At 72.1% G+C, this 18,941-nt stretch carries 16 protein-coding genes; 6 read left to right on the forward strand and 10 right to left on the reverse strand.

The annotated features are described in order from the left end of the window. Positions 1-7: 7 nt before the first annotated feature. Genes nadC through OG303_RS22895 form a run of 4 tightly spaced genes read right to left on the reverse strand, consistent with a single transcriptional unit; the run spans position 8 to position 4,630 of the window. Positions 8-985, reverse strand: a complete 978-nt coding sequence (gene nadC, locus OG303_RS22880; protein ID WP_405870481.1) for a carboxylating nicotinate-nucleotide diphosphorylase — start codon at positions 983-985, stop codon at positions 8-10. Between the two features lie 5 nt (positions 986-990). Next, positions 991-2,706 (reverse strand): L-aspartate oxidase, encoded by a 1,716-nt coding sequence (locus OG303_RS22885; protein ID WP_405870483.1) that lies wholly within the window; start codon positions 2,704-2,706, stop codon positions 991-993. Beyond that, complete coding sequence (panC, locus tag OG303_RS22890) at positions 2,703-3,704, reverse strand: pantoate--beta-alanine ligase (RefSeq protein WP_405870484.1); 1,002 nt, start codon at positions 3,702-3,704, stop codon at positions 2,703-2,705. Before panC ends, OG303_RS22885 begins: the two co-directional genes overlap by 4 nt. Then, entirely contained in the window at positions 3,701-4,630 is a 930-nt protein-coding gene (locus OG303_RS22895; RefSeq protein ID WP_405870486.1) for a Rossmann-like and DUF2520 domain-containing protein, read from the reverse strand. Before OG303_RS22895 ends, panC begins: the two co-directional genes overlap by 4 nt. A gap of 185 nt (positions 4,631-4,815) precedes the next feature. Here OG303_RS22895 and OG303_RS22900 point away from each other — a divergent pair, with 185 nt between their 5' ends. Beyond that, positions 4,816-6,105: a threonine aldolase family protein gene (locus OG303_RS22900; protein WP_405870487.1), complete on the forward strand. Its 1,290-nt coding sequence runs from the start codon at positions 4,816-4,818 to the stop codon at positions 6,103-6,105. On the opposite strand, the gene OG303_RS22905 is transcribed toward OG303_RS22900, so the two are convergent. Continuing rightward, a complete protein-coding gene (locus OG303_RS22905) occupies positions 6,095-6,316 on the reverse strand; it encodes a hypothetical protein (RefSeq protein WP_405870488.1) in 222 nt (73 codons plus the stop codon). The two genes, OG303_RS22900 and OG303_RS22905, sit on opposite strands and share 11 nt — an antisense overlap. Before the next feature lie 166 nt (positions 6,317-6,482). Here OG303_RS22905 and OG303_RS22910 point away from each other — a divergent pair, with 166 nt between their 5' ends. Further along, positions 6,483-7,589 carry a DUF5937 family protein gene (locus OG303_RS22910; protein ID WP_405870489.1) on the forward strand — a complete coding sequence of 369 codons (1,107 nt, stop codon included), beginning with the start codon at positions 6,483-6,485 and terminating at the stop codon, positions 7,587-7,589. 203 nt (positions 7,590-7,792) lie between these two features. Here OG303_RS22910 and OG303_RS22915 read toward each other — a convergent pair whose 3' ends face one another. Continuing rightward, positions 7,793-8,464, reverse strand: coding sequence for a response regulator (locus tag OG303_RS22915; protein ID WP_405870490.1), 672 nt, complete (start codon positions 8,462-8,464; stop codon positions 7,793-7,795). Between the two features lie 101 nt (positions 8,465-8,565). After that, the gene (locus tag OG303_RS22920; protein WP_405870492.1) at positions 8,566-9,768 is read right to left on the reverse strand and encodes a sensor histidine kinase; all 1,203 of its coding nucleotides are present in this window, start codon (positions 9,766-9,768) and stop codon (positions 8,566-8,568) included. A gap of 118 nt (positions 9,769-9,886) precedes the next feature. On the opposite strand from OG303_RS22920, the gene OG303_RS22925 reads away from it, so the two are divergent. Beyond that, positions 9,887-10,957 (forward strand): SAM-dependent methyltransferase, encoded by a 1,071-nt coding sequence (locus OG303_RS22925; RefSeq protein WP_405870493.1) that lies wholly within the window; start codon positions 9,887-9,889, stop codon positions 10,955-10,957. A 54-nt stretch (positions 10,958-11,011) separates the two neighbouring features. On the opposite strand, the gene OG303_RS22930 is transcribed toward OG303_RS22925, so the two are convergent. Beyond that, on the reverse strand, positions 11,012-12,163 hold the full coding sequence (locus OG303_RS22930) for an NADH-quinone oxidoreductase subunit D (RefSeq protein WP_405870495.1): 1,152 nt from the start codon (positions 12,161-12,163) through the stop codon (positions 11,012-11,014). Positions 12,164-12,194: 31 nt separating this feature from the next. Here OG303_RS22930 and OG303_RS22935 point away from each other — a divergent pair, with 31 nt between their 5' ends. Together OG303_RS22935 and OG303_RS22940 are read left to right on the forward strand one after the other, a co-directional pair. Next, the gene (locus OG303_RS22935; protein WP_405870497.1) at positions 12,195-12,707 is read left to right on the forward strand and encodes a PH domain-containing protein; all 513 of its coding nucleotides are present in this window, start codon (positions 12,195-12,197) and stop codon (positions 12,705-12,707) included. Next, entirely contained in the window at positions 12,704-14,041 is a 1,338-nt protein-coding gene (locus tag OG303_RS22940; protein ID WP_405870498.1) for a PH domain-containing protein, read from the forward strand. The genes OG303_RS22935 and OG303_RS22940 overlap by 4 nt, the downstream gene beginning before the upstream one ends. A gap of 40 nt (positions 14,042-14,081) precedes the next feature. Here the strand turns inward: OG303_RS22940 and OG303_RS22945 are convergent, their stop codons facing one another. Both OG303_RS22945 and OG303_RS22950 read right to left on the reverse strand, forming a co-directional pair. Continuing rightward, a complete protein-coding gene (locus OG303_RS22945) occupies positions 14,082-15,527 on the reverse strand; it encodes a hypothetical protein (RefSeq protein ID WP_405870500.1) in 1,446 nt (481 codons plus the stop codon). A gap of 181 nt (positions 15,528-15,708) precedes the next feature. After that, complete coding sequence (locus OG303_RS22950; protein WP_405870501.1) at positions 15,709-16,836, reverse strand: alpha/beta hydrolase; 1,128 nt, start codon at positions 16,834-16,836, stop codon at positions 15,709-15,711. 224 nt (positions 16,837-17,060) lie between these two features. Here OG303_RS22950 and OG303_RS22955 point away from each other — a divergent pair, with 224 nt between their 5' ends. Then, positions 17,061-18,872 (forward strand): phosphatidylglycerol lysyltransferase domain-containing protein, encoded by a 1,812-nt coding sequence (locus tag OG303_RS22955; RefSeq protein WP_405870502.1) that lies wholly within the window; start codon positions 17,061-17,063, stop codon positions 18,870-18,872. Positions 18,873-18,941: the final 69 nt, after the last annotated feature.

The following is an 18,941-nucleotide window of genomic DNA, read 5'->3' on the forward strand; positions in this document are numbered from 1 at the left end:
CCGGTACCTACTCCGCCGCTCGCAGGTCGAGACCGATGTCGAGGATCGGCGAGGAGTGGGTCAGGGCTCCTACGGCGAGGTAGTCGACGCCGGTCTCGGCGTACGCCCGCGCGTTGTCCAGCGTGAGCCGGCCCGACGCCTCCAGGGCGGCGCGGCCGTGGACGAGGGCCACCGCCTCCTCGCACTCGCCGGGCGTGAAGTTGTCCAGCAGGATCAGGTCGGCGCCGGCGTCGATGACCTCGCGCAGCTGGTGCAGGGTGTCGACCTCGACCTCGATCGGCACGTCCGGGAAGGCCTCCCGTACGGCCTTGAAGGCCGGTGCGACGCCGCCCGCGGCGACGACGTGGTTGTCCTTGACGAGTGCCGCGTCCGACAGCGACATGCGGTGGTTGACCCCGCCCCCGCAGCGCACGGCGAACTTCTCCAGGGACCTGAGCCCCGGCGTCGTCTTGCGGGTGTCGCGGACCCTCGCCTTCGTGCCCTCCAGCACGTCCGCCCACGCGCGCGTGGCGGTCGCGATGCCCGACAGGCGGCACAGGAGGTTGAGCGCGCTGCGTTCGGCGGTGAGCAGGTCACGCGTGCGCGTGGTGACCGACAGGAGCTTCTGCCCGGCCTCCACCCGGTCGCCGTCCTCGACGTGCCGCTCGACCTCGAACTCGTCCGTGCAGACCACGGAGATCACCGCTTCGGCGACCCTGAGCCCCGCCGCGACGCCCGCCTCGCGTGCGGTGAAGTCGGCGGTGGCGACGGACTCTTCGGGGATGGTCGCGACGGTGGTCACGTCCACGCCGTGGTCGAGGTCCTCCTGGATGGCGACGTTGGCGATGTCCTCGACCTCCACGGGGTCGAGTCCGGCGTCGGCCAAGAGCTGCGCGAGCGCGGGGTCGAGCCCGCACTCCAGATATTCCGCGTCGGTGTCCGCGCCGCAGGCACAGCCGTCGCCGCAGCCGCCGTTCGACGCGAGGGGGAGGTCGGGGGTGCTCACTTCTGTCACTGCTCCTGGAGGGGCTGCCGGGTAGGGGGGAAGTCTGCGGTATCGGTGGTGTGTACGGCGAGGGTGCGGTCCGGATTCAGCCGTACGACGATGTGGCGGCGCCATGCCGTGTCGTCGCGGTCGGCGTTGTCCTCGCGCCAGTGGCAACCGCGGGTCTCCTCGCGCAGCCGGGCGGCGGCGACCAGGACGCGGGCCACGCACAGGAGGTTGGTTGCCTCCCAGGTGTCGACGCCGGGCTCGGCGGTCTTGCCGTTCTCGTCGAGGGCGTCGCGGGCGTCGGCGTGCAGCTGCTGGAGCTGTTCGGCGGCCTTGGCGAGGGATTCTGCGGAGCGCAGGACGCCCGCGCCGTTGGCCATGATCCGCTGGATCGCGAACCTGTCCTCGGGGGCGAGGAGGGGGTGCGCGGGCGTCTCGGGGTGCTCGACCGGTTCGGGCACGCGCGCGTGGAGGCCGCTGTCCGCGTGGGTCGCCGTGATGTCGGCGGCGATGCGCTCGGCGTAGACGAGGCCCTCGAGGAGGGAGTTCGAGGCGAGCCGATTGGCGCCGTGCACGCCCGTGCAGGCGACCTCGCCGCACGCGTACAGGCCCGGGACGGTCGTGCGGCCCCGGGAGTCCGTGCGGACGCCTCCGGAGGCGTAGTGGGCCGCCGGGGCGATCGGGATGGGATCGGTGACCGGGTCGATGCCGTGGGCGCGGCAGGCGGCGAGGATCGTCGGGAAGCGGTGCTCCCACATGTCGGCGCCGAAGTGCCGGGCGTCGAGGAACATGTGCCCGGCGTCCTGCTCCTGCATGCGGCGCATGATGCCCTTGGCGACGATGTCCCGGGGCGCGAGCTCGGCCAGCTCGTGCTGCCCGACCATGAAGCGCACGCCGTCGGCGTCGACCAGGTGGGCGCCCTCGCCGCGTACGGCCTCGGAGACCAGGGGCTGCTGGCCCTCGGCGTCGGCGCCCAGGAACAGCACCGTCGGGTGGAACTGCACGAACTCGAGGTCGGAGACCTCGGCGCCCGCGCGCAGGGCGAGCGCCACACCGTCGCCGGTCGACACCGAGGGGTTGGTGGTCGCGGAGAAGACCTGGCCCATGCCGCCGGTCGCGAGGACCACCGCGGGGGCGTGCACGGCGCCCACGCCGTCGTGCTGGCCCTCGCCCATGACGTGCAGGCTCACACCCGCCGTACGGCCGTCGGTGTCCGTCAGCAGGTCCAGCACGAGCGCGTTCTCGATGGTGCGCACACCACGCGCGCGTGCCGCCTCGACCAGGGCCCGGGAGATCTCCGCGCCGGTCGCGTCGCCGCCGGCGTGCGCGATGCGGCGGCGGTGGTGGCCGCCCTCGCGGGCGAGCTCCAGGTCGCCGTCCTCGGACTCGTCGAAGTGGGCACCGGTCGCGATGAGCCGGCGCACGGCGTCCGGGCCCTCGGTCACGAGGATCCGGACGGCCTCCTCGTCGCACAGGCCCGCGCCCGCCACCAGGGTGTCGTCCAGGTGCTGTTCGGGGGTGTCGCCCTCGCCGAGGGCCGCGGCGACGCCGCCCTGGGCCCAGCGGGTGGAGCCGTCGTCGAGGCGGGCCTTGGTGACGACGACGGTCCGCAGGCCCGAGGCCTCGCAGCGCAGGGCCGCGGTGAGGCCGGCCACCCCGGAGCCGACGACCACCACGTCGGCGGCGATGGACCACCCGGGGGCGGGCGCGTGCAGTCGTATGCCTGTGCTGGTCACGAGGCGGCTCCGAAGGTTCCGAAAGCGAGCGGGATGTTGTCGATCAGCCGGGTCGCCCCGACCCGGGCGGCGACGGCGAGGACGGCCTCACCGGTGAAGTCGTCGTCGATCTCGGTGAAGTCGGACGGGTCGACGAGGGCCAGATAGTCCAGTTCGAGCGGCGGAGACAGCCGCGCGGCCTCGTCGAGGGCCAGCCGGGCGGCCGCGCGGACGGCCGACGGGGCGCCCGGGAGCGCCTTCGCGACGGCGTGCGCGTCGGCGGCCGCGCGGGACTCCCCTATGGCGCTGAGGGCCTCGGCACGCGCGTGCGTGGCGGGCACTTCGCGGGCCCGCGCGCGCAGCGCCTCCTGGGCGGCATGCCGGTCGCTGCCCGCGAACAGCGCGCGGGAGAGGTTGAGCGCCGTGCGCCGCTGCTCGGGCGAGAGGAATCGGTTGCGGCTGGAGAGAGCGAGGCCGTCGTCCTCGCGCACGGTGGGTACGCCGACGATCTCGATGCCGAAGTTGAGGTCCCGCACCATGCGGCGGATCAGGGCGAGCTGCTGGGCGTCCTTCTGGCCGAACAGGGCGACGTCGGGGCGGGTGAGGTGCAGCAACTTGCCGACGACCGTGAGCATGCCGTCGAAGTGGCCGGGGCGCGAGGCACCCTCCAGGCGCTCCCCCATGGGGCCCGCGCTGATGCGGACCTGGGGTTCGCCGCCCGGGTAGACCTCGTCCACGGACGGGGCGAACACGACGTCCGCGCCGGACTGTTCGGCGACCTTGAGGTCCGCGTCCAGGGTGCGCGGGTAGCGGTCGAGGTCCTCGCCCGCGCCGAACTGCAGGGGGTTCACGAAGACGGTGACGACCACCTCGCCGCCGGGTCCGGAGATCTCTCGCGCGGTGCGGATCAGGGTGGCGTGGCCCTCGTGCAGGGCACCCATGGTCATCACGACGGCGCGGCGGCCCGCACGCGTGCGTGCGTGCAGTTCGGCGGCGGTGCGCAGCAGGGTGGTGGTCATCGGGCGTCTCCCTCGGCGCCGTTGGTCCCGGTGGCGAGCACTCCGAGGAGGTCCTCGGCGAGTTCCGGCTTCAGCAGCCCGTGGGCGAGCGCGCGGTCCGCGGTGGCCCGTGCCATCGCCAGATAACCGGCGACGGTCTGCGGGGCGTACTTGCGCAGCTCCGCGACGTGCGCGGCGACCGTACCGGCGTCCCCGCGCGCGACGGGGCCGGTCAGGGCCGCGTCGCCGGAGCGCAGGGCGTTGTCGAGGGCGGCGCCGAGCAGCGGGCCGAGCATCCGGTCGGGGGCCTCGACGCCCGCCTCGCGCAGCAGCTCCATGGACTGGGCGACCAGTGTCACCAGGTGGTTCGCGCCCAGCGCGAGCGCCGCGTGGTACAGCGGGCGCATCTCCTCGGCGATCCACTCCGGTTCGCCGCCCATCTCGATGACCAGGGCCTCGGCGGCCAGCCGCAGCTCCTCGCGCGCGGTGACCCCGAAAGAGCATCCGGCCAGGCGCTGGACGTCCACCGGCGTGCCCGTGAAGGTCATCGCCGGGTGCAGGGCCAGCGGCAGCGCGCCCGCGCGCAGGGCGGGGTCCAGGACCTTGGCACCGTACCGTCCGGAGGTGTGCACGAGCAGCTGGCCCGGCCGCACGGCCCCGGTCTCGGCGAGCCCCTCCACCAGTCCGGGCAGGGTGTCGTCCGGAACGGTGAGCAGCACCAGGTCGGCGCGCTCCAGCACCTCGGCGGGCGGCATGAGCGGCACGTCGGGGAGCATCTCCGCGGCCCGCCTCCGAGAGGCGTCGGAGACTCCCGAGACGGCCACCGGACGGTGCCCGGCAAGCTGGAGGGACGCGGCCAGCGCGGGGCCCACCCGACCGGCTCCGACAACGCCGACGGTGAGCCGCGCGGGGCGGTCCCTGGGGTCTGGCTGTTGGCTTGTACTCACGCGACGGCGGCCTTCCCGTTCCAGTCCGCTCCGGGTACCGGACGATTTCTCGTCATGTTAACGCGATCGGTTCGAGAGGCGTTCGGTTGTCCACAGGCTGTGGGTTTCCGCACGGCACCTGCACACGGGAAAACCTGTGGAAAACCGAGTGCTCGCCCGGACCCGCGCCAGGCATGATCCGAGGCATGAGCGATGCGGCGGAGCAGGTCGAGGGGCAGCCCGAACAGATGCCGGACGAGGATCAGATGTCGGATGCGGAACGGCGCAAGCGACGCCGTGAGCGGCGCATCAGCGCGTGCCGGAGTGCGGAGCGCGTCCTCGCGCGCCCCGGTTTCCTGGGCACGCTCCGGGAGCGCCTGGCGCTGCTGGAGAGCGCTCAGGACCTGTACGACCTGGACGAGCCGTCGGACATCTACGGCAACGGTGTCGTCGAGGCCCTGGAGGAGAAGGTCGCGGGACTGCTCGGCAAGGAGGCCGCCGCGTTCTTCCCGACGGGCACCATGGCCCAGCAGGTGGCACTGCGCTGCTGGGCGGGCCGCACCGGCAACCCGACGGTCGCCCTGCATGCGCTGGCCCACCCCGAGGTGCATGAGCGGAACGCGTTCAGCCAGGTCAGCGGGTTGCGTCCGGTGCGTGTGACCGGCGAGCCGCGGCTGCCGACCGCCGACCAGGTACGTGAATTCGAGGAGCCCTTCGGGGCGCTGATGCTCGAGCTGCCGCTCAGGGACGCCGGTTTCGTGCTGCCCTCCTGGGAGGAGCTCACCGAGATCGTGGAGGCCGCGCACGAGAGGGACGCCGTAGTGCACTTCGACGGCGCGCGTCTGTGGGAGTCCACCGTCCACTTCGGCCGGCCCCTGGACGAGATCGCGGGCCTGGCGGACAGCGTGTACGTGTCGTTCTACAAGTCCCTGGACGGCTTCGGCGGCGCGGCGATCGCGGGCCCGAAGACGCTGATCGACGAGGCGAAGGCCTGGCGGCACCGGTACGGCGGCCAGATCTTCCAGCAGTTCCCGACGGTGCTGTCGGCCCTCGCCGGCCTGGAGCGGGAACTGCCCCGGCTGCCCGAGTACGTGGCCCACGCGCGCGTGGTCGCCGACGCGCTGCGCGAGGGGTTCGCGGCGGCCGGGGTGCCGTGGATGCGCGTCCACCCCGAGCGGCCGCACACGAACGAGTTCCAGGTCTGGCTGCCGTACGACCCCGACGTCGCCGCGGAGGCCGCCGTCCGGCACGCCGAGGAGACGGGCACCGTCCTGTTCTCGGACGCCTGGGATCCGAAGGGCCCGGGGCTGGCCGTCACCGAGGTCTCTGTACGGGCCGCGGGCCTGGAGTGGACGGCCGAGGACGTGAAGGCGGCGGTCGCCGAATTCGTCGCCCGGCTCACCGAGGAGGCCCACAAGCAGACCGACGAGCAGGCCAAGAACGCAGAGGTCGGCGACCAGCCGGAATCGAGCGAGGAGCCGGAGGTCAGCCGGTAGAACGCGGCCGCAGACGCAGACGCAGCCATCGGCCCAGGGCCGGCCGTATCCGCCCGTGGGCCGGCCGGCCGGCGACGACCGCACGGAACTGCCGCTCGTCGCGCCACTCGCGCACGACCTGCCAGTCATGGGCGCCGGGAGCGGGCGGCGCGGGCTCGCCGAGCTTCCGGGCGCGGTACGTGTCGAGGAGGTACTGCTGGGTGATGCTCATGGGTGATCGCCTTCTCGGGACGTGGATACGTGGATACAGGGATCCGTAGGCTCCGCGGCTGCCCCGGTGGTCCCAGGTTGCGCCGGTGCGGCGGTGGCGTCGCGTCGATTGACGGCGGCCGTCAAACGACGACGGCGTTGTCAGTGGCGGAGTGCACCATGAGGTCATGAGCGTGCACATCGACATCGCGGGGCTGCGGCCGGAGAGGGTCACCGCCGTGCCCTCGCCGCTGGGCGAGCTCGGTATGGCGCTGCATGCGCTCTCCGAGCCGGGACACCACCCGGGCCTTCAGGGCTGGGTGACGAGCGTGACGGCCCGGCTCGACTCGCAGCTGGCGGACCGGATGTGCGAGGCGGACTTCCTGTGGCGGACGACGTTCTCGGACCTGTTCCTGCCGTTCGCCGGCATCCCGGGCAGAAGCACGCTGCCGGGCGCCACGCTCGCCGAGGACCTGGACCTGCTGGACAAGCTGACGGACGAGCAGTTCGTGGACGCGGCCCTGGAGTTCACGTGCGCGCTGCCGTACGACTCGCCGGCGCCGGCCATCCTCTCCGACGCCGTGGTGCGCCGACGCGCGCTGGATCTGGCCGCCTCCCGCGGGCCGCAGCAGGTGCGGTTCAGCGAGCGGCTGCTGGCCGACCCGCCGCTGATCCGAGCCTGGTTCAGGCAGTTCGTGGAGGACTGCGACGAGGCGTTCTTCGCGGAGGCCTGGTCCCGGCTGCGCCACCAGCTCGCGGCGGACGCCCGCCACAAGACGGACCTCCTGCGGCACAGGGGCCTCGCCGAGGCGCTGACCGCGGTGTCCCCGGCCGTGGCGCTCGACGAGTCCGCCGCGCGGATCACGGTCGACAAACTGGCCGACGCCCGTACGGCCACGGCGGACGGCGGCCTGCTGCTCGTCCCGACGAGCCTGGGTTGGCCGCATCTCAGCGTCCTGTACCGGTACGGCTGGCAGCCGGTGCTGCACTACCCGGTCGGCACCCCCGAGCTCGCCGCGCCGCCCTCGGTCGAACAGCTGGCCCTGCGGATGACGGCGCTCTCCCACCCCGTCCGGATGCGCCTGTGCCGCCATCTGGCCCGCAGCGCGTACACCACGGGCGAGCTGGCGCAGGTGCACGGCATGACGGCTCCCGAGATATCCCGGCACCTGAGCGTGCTGAAGAAGGCGGGACTCATCACCACCCGCCGCCGCGGCCGGTACGTCCTGCACCAGCTGGACGTGACGGTGGTGGCCCGCCTGGGCAGCGACTTCCTGGAGGGGATCCTCCGCTAGGGCCTGCCCGGCGGATCATGCCGCGCAAGCGCCCTCGTTGTCCGGCCGCAGCGTCAGCCCGCCGAGCACAGCGATGCGATCGGCCGTCTTCGGCACGGTCGAGCGGTGCCGCACCCGAAGAGGCCGTCGATCCGCAGGAGCATGCGCGGACCTGCGCGGACCGTGGTGCGCACCGGTTCACGCGAGGGGTACGCCCCTGTGGATCAGCCGTGTCCGCCCGCGCGCACGAGCCCCGTCTCGTACGCCAGGACCACCACCTGCACCCGGTCCCTGAGCCCCAACTTGGTCAGGATGCGGCCGACATGGGTCTTCACGGTCGCCTCGGACAGCACGAGCCGGGCCGCGATCTCGCCGTTGGACAGGCCCTGCGCGACCAGGATCATGACTTCGCGCTCGCGTTCGGTGAGCCGCTCCAGCTCCTTGTGCTGGGGATCCTTGCCGGCGCTCGGCAGCATCGGCGCGAACCGGTCGAGCAGGCGGCGCGTGGTCGACGGGGCCACCACCGCGTCGCCGCTGTGCACGGCCCGGATGGCGGCGAGGAGTTCGCCGGGCGGCACGTCCTTGAGCATGAAGCCGGAGGCGCCCGCCTTCAGCCCCGAGAAGGCGTACTCGTCGAGGTCGAAGGTGGTCAGGATCAGCACCTTCGGCGGTTCGGGCTCCGAGCAGATGCGGCGGGTGGTCTCCACGCCGTCGAGCTTCGGCATGCGGACGTCCATCAGCACCACGTCGACGGCTGTCGCGCGCAGCACCTGAAGGGCCTCGACGCCGTCCCCCGCCTCCGCGACGACCTCCATGTCCGGCTGGGCTGCGAGCACCATCCGGAACCCGGTGCGCAGCAGCACCTGGTCGTCCACGAGCATCACGCGGATCGTCATCGAGACCTCTTCCGTTCTCGTTCGTTGCGGCGGTTCACGTTGTGCGGCGGTTTTCGTCGGCGGGCGGCGTTACAGGTGTCAACACCGGACGTGCGTAGGCGTCAGTGGGCGGGTTTCAGCGGGAGCAGCGCGCTGATCCGGAACCCACCGCCGGGGCGCGGACCCGCGTCCAGGGTGCCCCCGACCATACCGACCCGCTCGCGCATGCCGATCAGGCCGTGACCCTGGCCGTCGGCGCCGCCTTCCTCGTACAGCTCGTGCGGGGCGCCCTTGCCGTCGTCCTCGACGAGCAGGCCGAGGCCGTCGTCGAAGTAGACGAGGCGCACACTCGCGCCCGTGTTGGGCCCGCCGTGCTTGCGCGTGTTCGTCAGCGCCTCCTGCACGATGCGGTACGCGGTGAGCTCGACGCCGCTGGGCAGCGGGCGCGGGGTGCCCTCGACCTTGAAGTCGACGGGCAGGCCGGAGGTGCGGCACTGCTCGATCAGCTCGTCGATCTGCTCGACGTCGGGCTGCGGAACGTACTCGCCGACCTCCTTGTGCTCGCCGGTGCGCAGCACGCCGAGCAGGCGGCGCATCTCGGCGAGGGCCTGGCGGCCGGTGGAGGAGATGGTCTCCAGGGCCTTCTTCGCCTGGTCGGGGGCGGCGTCCAGGACGTAGGCGGCGCCGTCGGCCTGCACCACCATCACCGACACGTTGTGCGCGACGACGTCGTGCAACTCGCGTGCGATCCGGGCGCGTTCGGCGGCGACCGCGACCTTGGCCTGCGCCTCGCGCTCCTTCTCGAGGCGGGCGTTGCGCTCCTCCAGCTGCGCGAAGTAGGCGCGGCGGGTGCGGATCGAGTCGCCGAGCACCCAGGCGAGCGCGAACGGGACCGTCTGGAAGACCACGATCGCCAGGTTGCCCAGAGTGCCGCTGTGCTCGTTCGGCCAGCGCAGCTGTGCCACTGGGGCCGCGCACAGGCCCACGGCCAGGGCGAGCCGGGAGGCCCACCGGGCGCCCGTCGCGGCCACCGTGTAGACGATCACCAGCATCGCGAAGTCGGCGGGCGTCGTCTCGACGTTCAGCGCCACCTGCGCCACACCGAGCCCGATCGTCAGCAGCAGCATCTTCTCCGGCATGCGGCGGCGCAGCGCGATCACCAGGCACAACAGGAGCACGATCGGAACGATCACTGCCGGCGAGTCGGTGCCCCTGGCCTCCTGACGGGCGAACTCGCCCACCACCGAGATCCCGAACAGGAAGACGGCCCAGAAGCTGTCGACCCCTGTCGGGTGCCTGCGGAGGAAGTCATAGAGGCGCTGCACGTAACCCAGCGTAGGGAAGCGCGATGCGTGCAGGGGTCAACCGGAGGACCGATCCGCGCCGGGCGCGCATACTCCGCAAGGTGGAGGCCCCGCTCTCCCGTGCGCTTAGCCTGAGCCGGTGACGGGAGAGACATCGGGCCGGTGGCAGGGCTGGCGGGCGGCGGCGGAGGCCGCCCTGTACGGGCCCGGCGGCTTCTATCGCAGGCCCGAGGGTCCGGCCGGGCACTTCCGTACGTCCGTGCACGCCTCACCCCTGTTCGCCGAGGCCGTGGCCCGGCTGCTGTGCCGGGTCGACGCCGCCCTGGACCGGCCCGGTTCGCTCGCGTTCGTCGACATGGCCGCGGGGCGGGGCGAGCTGGTCAGCGGTGTGCTCGCCGCGCTGCCCGACGACGTGATCGCCCGCACGCGCGCGTACGCCGTCGAAGTCGCCGACCGCCCCGAAGGCCTGGACGACCGGATCGAGTGGCTCACCGAACCGCCGCACGGAGTCACCGGGCTGCTGTTCGCCAACGAGTGGCTGGACAACGTACCGGTGGACATCGCCGAGGTGGACTCGACGGGCGTACCGCGGCGGGTGCTCGTACGGCAGGACGGGACCGAACGGCTCGGGGAGCCCGTAGGCGGTGCGGAGGCGGAATGGCTCGCCCGGTGGTGGCCGCTGACCACCGAGCAGGGACTGCGGGCCGAGATCGGGCTCCCCAGGGACGAGGCCTGGGCGGCCGCGGTCTCCTCGCTCGACCGGGGGCTCGCGGTCGCCGTCGACTACGCGCACACCCTGGACGCACGCCCCCTGTTCGGAACGCTCACCGGCTTCCGCGCGGGGCGCGAGACGGCACCCGTGCCGGACGGCTCGTGCGACATCACGGCGCATGTCGCACTGGACGCGTGCGCGGCGCGCGCGGAGGCGGGGGCGGAGCCAGAGGCAGAGACAGAGACAGAGGCGCGCACGGCACGCTCAGAGGCGCGTACGACATCCAGTGCGCGCCTGCTGCGCCAGCTCGACGCCCTGCGCGCCTTGGGCATCGCAGGCGCACGCCCCCCGCTCACGCTCGCGTCCACACAGCCCGCCGCATACGTACGCGCCCTCGCGAGCGCCGGCGAAGCCGCCGAACTCACCGCTCCGGGCGGCCTCGGCGACTTCGGCTGGCTGCTGCAGCCGGTTGGAATTCCGGACCCACTCGTCGACTGACCGCTCCGGACGGTTGGCATTCCGGACCCACTCGCCCCGGCTGCCCGGTCGGCCCTACTTGTCGATGTCCCCGACCACGAAGAACAGCGACCCCAGGATCGCCACCATGTCCGCGACCAGCGTCCCCGGCAGGAGTTCGGTGAGGGCCTGGATGTTGTTGTACGAGGCCGAGCGCAGCTTCAGCCGGTACGGGGTCTTCTCGCCCTTGCTGACGAGGTAGTAGCCGTTGATGCCGAGCGGGTTCTCGGTCCACGCGTACGTGTGGCCCTCGGGCGCCTTCAGGACCTTGGGGAGGCGCTGGTTGATCGGCCCGGGCGGCAGGTCGGCCAGCCGGTCAAGGCAGGCGTCGGCGAGGTCCAGGGCGACGTGGGTCTGCTCCAGGAGCACCTCGAAGCGGGCGAGGCAGTCGCCCTCCTGCCGCGTCACGACCTTCAGGGTGTCCTGCAGCTCCCCGTACGCGAGGTACGGCTCGTCGCGGCGCAGGTCGAAGTCGACGCCCGAGGCGCGCGCGATCGGCCCGCTCACGCCGTACGCGTGAACGGCCTCCGGCGCCAGCGCGCCGACACCCCGCGTACGCCCCCGGAAGATCTCGTTGCCGAGCACCAGGTCGTCGTACACGTCCATGCGCGAGCGCACGGCGGCGACGGCGCCACGCGCGCGTGAGGCCCATCCGGCCGGCAGGTCCTCCTTCAGGCCGCCGACGCGGTTGAACATGTAATGCATACGGCCGCCGGAGACCTCCTCCATGACGTTCTGGAGGACCTCGCGCTCCCGGAACGCGTAGAAGACCGGGGTGATGCCGCCGAGCTCCAGCGGGTACGAGCCCAGGAACATCAGGTGGTTGAGCACCCGGTTGAGCTCCGCGAGCAGCGTGCGCGTCCACACCGCGCGCGGGGGCACCTCCATGCCGAGCATGCGCTCCACGGCGATCACCACGCCGAGCTCGTTCGAGAAGGCCGACAGCCAGTCGTGGCGGTTGGCGAGCATGATGATCTGGCGGTAGTCGCGCGCCTCGAAGAGCTTCTCCGCGCCGCGGTGCATGTAGCCGATCACCGGCTCCGCGTGCGCGATGCGCTCGCCGTCCAGCACCAGCCGCAGCCTGAGCACACCGTGTGTGGACGGGTGCTGCGGTCCGATGTTGAGCACCATGTCGGTGCTCTCCGCGGCGCCGCCGATACCGACCATGGTCTCCGTCGTAGGAGTCATGGACACAGTCTCTCCTACGTACGCTGGCCGTATGGAGACGGGGAGCCCGCACAACACGGGGACAACGGAGGACCACTCGGCGGAGCCGGTGTGGATCGGGCTGCCCCCCGGTCTGCTGCGGATGCGCCGGCTGTTGCTGGTGGTGTGGCTGGGGCTGCTGGCCCTCGCCGTCGGCCTGCTGCTCGGGATGCTCGCCCGGCCCGTCTGGGCGGCCTTCGCTCTGCTGCCGCTCGCGCTCATGGCCTGGGGCTGGGTGCTGCTCGGCCGCAACTGGCGCTCCTGGCGGTACGCCGAGCGGGCCGACGACCTGCTGCTCAGCCGGGGCGTGCTGTGGCGCGAGGAGACCGTGGTGCCGTACGGCCGGATGCAGCTGGTCGAGGTGACCTCCGGGCCCGTGGAGCGGCACTTCGGGCTGGCCAGCGTGCAGCTGCACACGGCGGCCGCCGCGACCGACGCGACCATCCCGGGCCTCGAACCGGCCGAGGCGGAACGCCTGCGCGACCGGCTCACCGAACTCGGCGAGGCCCGATCGGCGGGCCTGTGACCGCGCCGGGCGTCGACGACGCCGTACGCGAGAAGAAGCCCGTCACCGAGCGGCGTCTGCACCCCGTGACGCCTCTGAGGCGGGCGTGGGCGCCGGTGGCCGTCATCATCGGGTGGGCGGTGCACGACCCGGACCAGGCGCAGCGCCAGCTGACGAGGCTGACGACCACCACCCTCCTGATCGCACTCGCCGTACTCGTCCCGGCCGCCGCCCTGTACGGCTTTTTGACCTGGTGGTTCACGCACTTCGCGGTGACGGACACCGAACTGCGCATCCGTACCGGCCTGTTGTTCCGCCGCACCGCGCACATCCGGCTGGAACGCATCCAGGCCGTCGACGTCACTCAGCCGCTCCTCGCACGCGTGGCGGGCGTCGCCAAGCTCAAACTCGACGTCATAGGCACCGACAAGAAGGACGAACTCGCCTTCCTGGGAGAGCGCGAGGCGCGTGCGCTGCGCGCCGAACTGCTCGCGCGCGCCGCCGGGTTCGCGCCCGAGACGGCGCACGAGGTCGGCGAGGCACCGGTGCGCGAACTGTTGCGCACGCCCCCGCTCGACCTTGCGATCTCCGTCGTGCTGACGGGCGCCACCTGGGGCTCCCTGGTCGCCGCACTCGTCGTCCCGACGGTGCTGTGGCTGGCCACCCACAGCGTGTGGACGGTGCTCGCGACCGGCGTGCCGCTGCTGGGAGCAGCGGGCGCCACCAGTGTGGGCCGGTTCGTCGGCGAGTACGACTGGAAGGTGGGCGAGTCGCCGGACGGCCTGCGCATCGACCACGGGCTGCTCGACCGTACGCACGAGACGGTGCCGCCCGGCCGCGTGCAGACCGTGCGGATCGTGGAGCCGCTGATGTGGCGGCGCCGCGGATGGGTGCGGGTGGAGCTGGACGTGGCCGGGTCGTCCAACTCCGTGCTGGTACCGGTTGCCCCGCGCGCGGTCGCCGAGTCGGTCGTCGCGCGTGTGCTGCCCGGGGTGACCGTGCCCGAGGCCGCGTCGCTGTCACGGCCGCCGCGGCGTGCCGGACGGTGCGTTCCGGTGTGGTGGCGGGGTTACGGACTCGCCGTCACCGACACGGTGTTCGCCGCCCGGCACGGGCTGCTGCGTCGCAGCCTCGCGCTCGTGCCACACGCGAAGGTGCAGAGCGTACGGCTGGCTCAGGGGCCGTGGAAGCGGCTGTGGCGCGTCGCCGACGTCCATGTGGACACGGGGGCCAACAAGACCGTGACAGCCCGGCTGCGGGACGCACAGGAGGCGGCGGAGTTGCTGCGGGGGCAGGCCGAGAGGTCACGGACGGGGCGCAGGGACGCGCGGCCGGACCGCTGGATGGTGTCGTAGCGCGACCACTGGAACTTCGAAGCTCCAGGAAACCGAAGCTTCAGGACACCTTGCTGCGCAGCCCCTGCACGTCGATCTGCTCGGTCTCGTCGTGGGCCGTCAGGTCGATCACCTGACCGACACCGCGCGAGTCCTCGTCGGCGGGCTTGAACTCCGCCTCGGCCTCGGCCTTGTGGAGGGCGAGCGCCTCCTGGCCGACGACATCGGCGAGGTCCTCGTTCTGCACGGCCTCGAGGGCATCGCGCGCCTGCTCCGTCTTCGTACCGAAGAAGTCGAATCCGCCCTCGACCGTCGGACGCCGCACGGGCGCGGCCGGTACGACGGCCACCGCGGTCGGCGCCACGAAGTGCCCGGCAGGCTGCTGCGCGGGCCGGCCGGACGGGGCGTGCCTGGCCGGGGTGCTGGCGGCCGCGCGCTCATGCCCGTCGACCGCCTCGGGCTGCCCCTGGGCCTCGTCCTCCTGCGCCGCGGCCTCCGTAGCAGCGTTGGCGGCGGAACCGGTCGTGGCGGGGGTCGTCCCGGTCGCGGCGGCGTCGGTCACGGCGGAACCGGCCTTCACCGACTCGCGCTTCGAGGAGGCATCGCCTTTGGTGGGACCGTCGCCCTTCGGAGAACCGCCGCCTTTCGGAGAACCGTTCCCCTTCGGAGAACCGTCGTCCTCGGGCGAAGAGCCGTCGGTCGCGCTGTCCTGGTCCGTCGGGAAGTCGCCCTGCGGCGAGTCGCCTTCCAGGTCGTCGTCCTCCAGGGAAGCGCCCTCCGGGGAATCGTCCTCCAGGGAGCCGTCCGTCGCAGAAGCGTCCTTCGGAGAACCGTCACCGTCCTCGTCGAACCGCTTCAGTGCCGCGTTCGCCCGCAGGAACAGGTGGGACCCCTCCGGGGAGAAGACCGCGGGAGCGTCCGGCGTCTCGTCGGCGTCGACGTCGTCCGCGTCCACCGAGGCAGCCACAGCCTCGGTGTCGTCCGCGAATTCCGTCTCCGCCACCGCGTCGTCCTCGATCAAGGGCGCCGGCGGCAAGGCCCGTGCCGGAGCCCCCGCCTCTATCTCGAGCAGGCGGCGGCCCTCCAGGGCGCTCGCGCGCTCGGTCTCCGCGGTGGCGTACCGCCGCAGCAGCGCCGCGTGTTCGTTGCGCAGCCCGGCCAGTTCGGCCCGCTTCGCCCGCAGCCGCTGCTCCAGTTTGCTGCGCAGCTCGCGCGACTCGTCGAGGTCGGTCTCCAGCTCGGCGACCCGCTCCTCGTGCCGCCACTCGTCGCTCGCACGCGCGCGCGTGAGGTCGGCGACCTGCTTGCCGGCCTGTGCGTCCCAGCGGCGCATGACGGCCGCACCGACGACAGCCGTCGCCGCGGCGGCCGCGGCTATGACACGGAGCACGGCCTGCTGCGAGAACACCCAGGGGCCGAACGCGCAGACGAAGGAGACGCCTGCGATCGCCGACGGAGGCAGCAGCCTGTGCAAGGGCGGGGAATGGCGGTGACGTCCACGTGGCATGGCCAGAAACTTACCGCGCGTAGGCGACCCTTGGTGCCCCGCCCCGCAAAAACGCAGCCATCCCGAAACGTTCACGGGGCATCAGGGGTCAACTTTGCCTCAGCTTTGCCGTGATGGCGCTATTCCGGCCGCACTTGAAGGCGAATTGCGGGGCCGCCCCGCCCGGTGGATCACCGGTGGATCACCGGTCGCTCAGCCGCCCGCTGATCCACTGCAGCGTCGCCGGAATCTCCCGCCGCCAGGTGTTGAAGTTGTGGCCGCCGCTTTCGAGGATGATCGACGAGATCCGCGTCAGCTTCGTGGCCTGGACACGCTCTATGAACTTCAGCGTGTCCTTGTAGTTGGATTCCCCGATCCTGCTGCTGGTGACGAGCAGTGAAGTGTCGGGCGCGGGCAGGTGCTTGATGCACCACCACAGGTCGGCGCGATTACGCAGCTCCTTGTCGCCCCGGAAGAGATCGCCCGTGGTGGGGTCGATCGGCGCCTTGTAGTACGGCGACAGGCCGGCCCCGGCGGCGTACGCCCGGGGGTGGTGCATGGCGATCTTCAGGGCGCAGTAGCCGCCGGTGGAGTCGCCGATGATGCCCCAGCTGCCCGGCTTCTTGCCCACCCTGTAGTGCGCCAGCATGGCGTCGGGCAGGTCCTTCGCGAAGAAGGTCTCCGTCTGCGGACCGCCCGGGATGTCCACGCACTCCGTGTCCCGCGGCGGCGCCACCGTCGGCCGCAGCATCACCAGGATCATCGGCTGCATACGGCCGTCCTTCGCGAGGTCCTGGGCGGTGCTCGGGTAGTGCAGCTTGTTCACGAGCGCCTGGGCGGTGCCCGGGTATCCGGTCAGCACGACGGTCGCGGGGAAGGTACGCGCGCGGTATCGCGCCTGGAAGTACTCCGGCGGCAGGTACACGTAGGCGGGTGTGGCGATGTGCGTCGTACGGCCGACGATGTCGACCTTCTGGATCTGGCCGGCCACCTCTGGCCGGGAACCGCCAGCTCCACGCACGCGTGCCGTGTCGAGAACCTCCAGCGGGCCGCCCGAGCCGCCGAGCGCCGTGTGGTTCACGACGACGCCCTGATCCTTCTCCTGGCCGAACAGATCCGCCCAGCTGGCGTAGAACCCGAAGGCCTGGTTGGCGGCGAGGCCCAGCGACATGAAGAGGGCCAGCTGGGTGCCGAGCAGCAGACCGACGCGTCCGCTGACGGCCCGCCAGTTCCGCCGCGCCAGACGCGGCCACAGCCACACCGTGCCGACGAACAGCAGCACCGCGAACGCGACTGCCAGCACCAGCACCTTGTTGCTCGTAAGACCCATGACCTGCTTCCTGCCTGCGGTTTGCAACCGGCTCCCCCGCTTCTTCGCGAGGGCTTGTCCGGGACTTTCCTCGGCCTTTGAACCGGCTTTGAAGGGGAGAAGGAACCTCTCCCCCCGAGACACCGTCCTAGAGGGCGCAATGTCGCCGGATGCCCGAATCGGTACCGGATCCAAGGTCTCTCGCAGAACTACGGGATGCGATGTCTGTCAGGACAGATGAGGAAATGTCGGGTGGGGTTCCCTCCCGATCACGCAGCGCGCGGCGCGTATTCCGTGGTCCGCGCCCCGAGGCCGTCCCGGTCCTCGTCGCCAGAGCATGTGCTCTGGTCGGCCTACTGGACATCGCCGCGGGCGTCTTCCCGCGCTTCAGGCACAGCCGTATGCACACCATCGCGGAGGTGCTGCCAGGTGCGCTCGGCCCGTTCGCAGCCGCGCTCTCGCTCAGCACCGGCGTGCTGTTGCTGCTGCTCGCCCACGGGCTGAGGCGCGGCAAACGCCGGGCGTGGCGGGCCGCCGTGGCGCTGCTGCCGGCGGGCGCGGTGGCGCAGTTCACGTACCGCCACTCCCTGATCGGAGTGGTCATCTCGCTCGCGCTGCTCGCGCCCCTGCTGCGCCACCGGGACCAGTTCAGGGCACTGCCGGACCCGCGCAGCCGGTGGCGTGCGCTCGCCAACTTCGTCCTCATGGGCGCCGGTTCCCTCGTGCTCGGACTGATCATCGTCAGCGTCCACCCGAATCGCATGGTCGGCGACCCGAGCCTGGCCGATCGCATTACCCACGTCCTGTACGGCCTGTTCGGCTTCGAAGGACCGGTCGACTACCAGGGCAACACCTCGTGGACGGTCGCCTTCTCGCTGGGCGCTCTCGGCCTGCTGACGGCGATCACAACGATTTACCTCGCCTTCCGCCCCGAACACCCGGCGGCGCGCCTGACGGAGGAGGACGAGGCACACCTGCGGGCTCTTCTGGACAAGCACGGCGGCCGCGACTCCCTCGGTCACTTCGCGCTGCGCCGCGACAAGGCGGTCGTCTTCTCGCCCAGCGGCAAGGCGGCGGTGACGTACCGGGTCGTGTCCGGCGTGATGCTCGCCAGTGGTGACCCCATCGGCGACGTCGAGGCGTGGCCGGGCGCCATCGAGCGCTTCATGGACGAGGCCAGGGCGCACTCCTGGACGCCGGCCGTGATGGGCTGCTCGGAGACGGGAGGCGAGGTGTGGACCCGCGAGACCGGCCTCGACGCCCTCGAACTGGGCGACGAGGCGGTGGTGGACGTCGCGGATTTCTCCCTCGCCGGCCGCGCGATGCGCAACGTGCGTCAGATGGTCAAGCGCATCGAGCGCGCCGGTTACGAAACCCGGGTACGACGTGTCCGTGACGTCGGCGACGCCGAGCTGGAGCGGATCCGGCAGGCCGCCGAGGACTGGCGCGGCACCGACACCGAGCGCGGTTTCTCCATGGCCCTGGGCCGCATCGGCGACGCCGCCGACGGCGACTGCCTGATCGCCACCGCCCACAAGACCGACGAGGAGCCGGGACACTACGGCGACCTGAAGGCGATCCTGCACTTCGTCCCCTGGGGCGAGGACGGCGCGTCCCTGGACCTGATGCGCCGCGACCGTTCGGCCGACCCCGGTATGAACGAACTCCTCATCGTCGCCGCCCTCCAGGCGGCACCGAAACTCGGCATCGCGCGCGTGTCGCTCAACTTCGCGATGTTCCGCTCGGCACTCGCGCGTGGCGAGAAGATCGGCGCGGGCCCGGTGCTGCGCGCCTGGCGCGGACTGCTGGTGTTCCTCTCCCGCTGGTTCCAGATCGAGTCCCTGTACAAGTTCAACGCGAAGTTCCGGCCCCGCTGGGAACCGCGCTTCGTGGTCTACCGCGCGTCGGCCGACCTGCCGCGCATCGGCTTCGCCGCCATGCAGGCGGAGGGCTTCGTCGACCTCGCCCTCCCGCTGCCGCGCTTCCTGCGCCGTCGCAAGGCCGCCCCGCGCGCGTGCGCCCACGCCGTCGCGGACCGGGACGTACGCGCGGCGTGAACCGGCGGCCGGACACCCGCACCCGGCCGACACCCGGACAGGCCCGGTGGCTTCCGCCCCGGATCGTGA

It is taken from the genome of Streptomyces sp. NBC_00005 (genome assembly GCF_045160215.1).
Taxonomy (GTDB): domain Bacteria; phylum Actinomycetota; class Actinomycetes; order Streptomycetales; family Streptomycetaceae; genus Streptomyces.